Genomic DNA, 1,670 nt, shown 5'->3' on the forward strand with positions numbered 1-1,670 from the left:
AATACAGGAGCCGTATACGAGGCCCGTACGTACGGTTCTGTGAGAGGGATGAGGCAAAAGCCTCACCCTACTCGATGTTATTACTTAGATTTTCTCTTTCTTGGTTTTGCAACTTCAACAGTATTTGATTCTTTCAGTTTACGTTTTTCTTTTAACGATAAAGCGGGTTTTTTCTTATCATTTTTAGACATATTCACCACCTAAACAATAAATAATAGATTAATTTAAAATGCTTTTTTCACAAACTAAAAACCTAACAACAATCAAGGTAAGTTACCTCCAGACTTTGTCGAAAATAAACGTTAGTTACTTATAAATTATTCGCATTAAAAGTGGAGCGGGGTTAGTTTCCTTCTACCGATAAGCCGGCTGATCCACGTTCGGCTTCATCGTAAATAACCACCGCAGCTCACTTTATTTGCCTAATTAAAGGCATAGCTAATAACATTAAAAGTTAGCGTTACTTAAAGTAACTTAAGCCTTTCTCTTTTTCCTTGGCTTTGCTACTTCTGTTGTATTCGATTCTTGTTTTAACTTACGTTTTTCTTTTAACGATAACTGTGGTTTTTTCATATCATTTTTAGACATATCATCACCTATTAATAAATAACAAATAAATTACTTCTGCTTTTAGTAAACTAAAAATTAAAGAAACAATATCAATCGGCTATTCACCTCCTTTAATAAGATTAAATAATTACAGATCTTCGTTTATATTGCTTAAAACTAAACGAAGAAACTTTATGCTTTTACTGTATTTAATAACCAAATTTGCCACACGCTAAACAATAGCGCATAAATAATATTGATAATAAAAACACAGTAATATTTAAATCTCACTTTAATCTAGGCGATAGAAAGCTTGCCGAGAATGGCCTAAATTAAAAGTTAAATTAAAAATTAATAGTAAATTCTGTGAAACAGATGGACGCAGAGAAGCGTCCGCTTAAGCGGGGAATTTTAGGGCGAAGCTCCCCAAACAAATAATATAATTAAATAAAAAAATATATGTTTTCATAGCTCCAATATAGCAGCTTAAATAATAACTTCAAGCTCTCTTAGATGCTTTAATTAAAGATTAAATTTATGGGTTAAATAACCATTATTTTTAAACTGAAAGCAGTACTCATTTAAGTATTAATTTAGTTAAGGTATTGTTTTAAATTGGTTTATATTCTACGCGTTTGGATTGTAAGGGGGCGGGAATATTAACCAACACTTTTAAAGAGTATGACGGCCTTGAATGTAATACGTAATTATAGCGGAAAAATATTTTTAGATTATTTAAAAATGATTACGTAGCAATACTTTAAGTTATTTGTTAAAACTATTAAATTATTATCCTAGGTATAAATGTGAGTATAAGGAGTATTTTATGTCGAAAAAAGTAGTAACTTTTGAATACGAAAAAGAAACAAAAAACAGTGTTCGTTACAAAGAAGTCCCAGATGAAGGCGTTGCCCCTATTGTTGGATCTTTGTATGTTCAGAAGTGGTTTGCTGGGAATAGCAAAACGCTTGAAATAACGATAGATAAAAAAGACTAATTAGCGGCATTATTTTTGCGCCATGTGTTTGTTTAGGTAAAAGCGACTAGGGGCTGTTGATCTTTGTAGTACATATATCAATCAGCCCACATTGGTAGCCACATCATAGTAAATGCTAAAGCGA

1 protein-coding gene is annotated in these 1,670 nt (G+C 31.5%); it reads left to right on the forward strand.

What is annotated here, in order from left to right; genetic code table 11:
• The first annotated feature begins 1,375 nt into the window (after positions 1-1,375).
• Positions 1,376-1,546 (forward strand): hypothetical protein, encoded by a 171-nt coding sequence (locus HC000_RS18180; protein ID WP_167376930.1) that lies wholly within the window; start codon positions 1,376-1,378, stop codon positions 1,544-1,546.
• The last annotated feature ends 124 nt before the right edge of the window (positions 1,547-1,670 follow it).

It is taken from the genome of Pseudoalteromonas sp. MIP2626, from assembly GCF_013414205.1.
Lineage (GTDB): Bacteria > Pseudomonadota > Gammaproteobacteria > Enterobacterales > Alteromonadaceae > Pseudoalteromonas > Pseudoalteromonas nigrifaciens.

Excerpts from the sequence above, each read along its gene's own strand:
- HC000_RS18180 (WP_167376930.1), top strand. The coding sequence starts at position 1,376 with ATGTCGAAAAAAGTAGTAACTTTTGAATACGAAAAAGAAACAAAAAAC.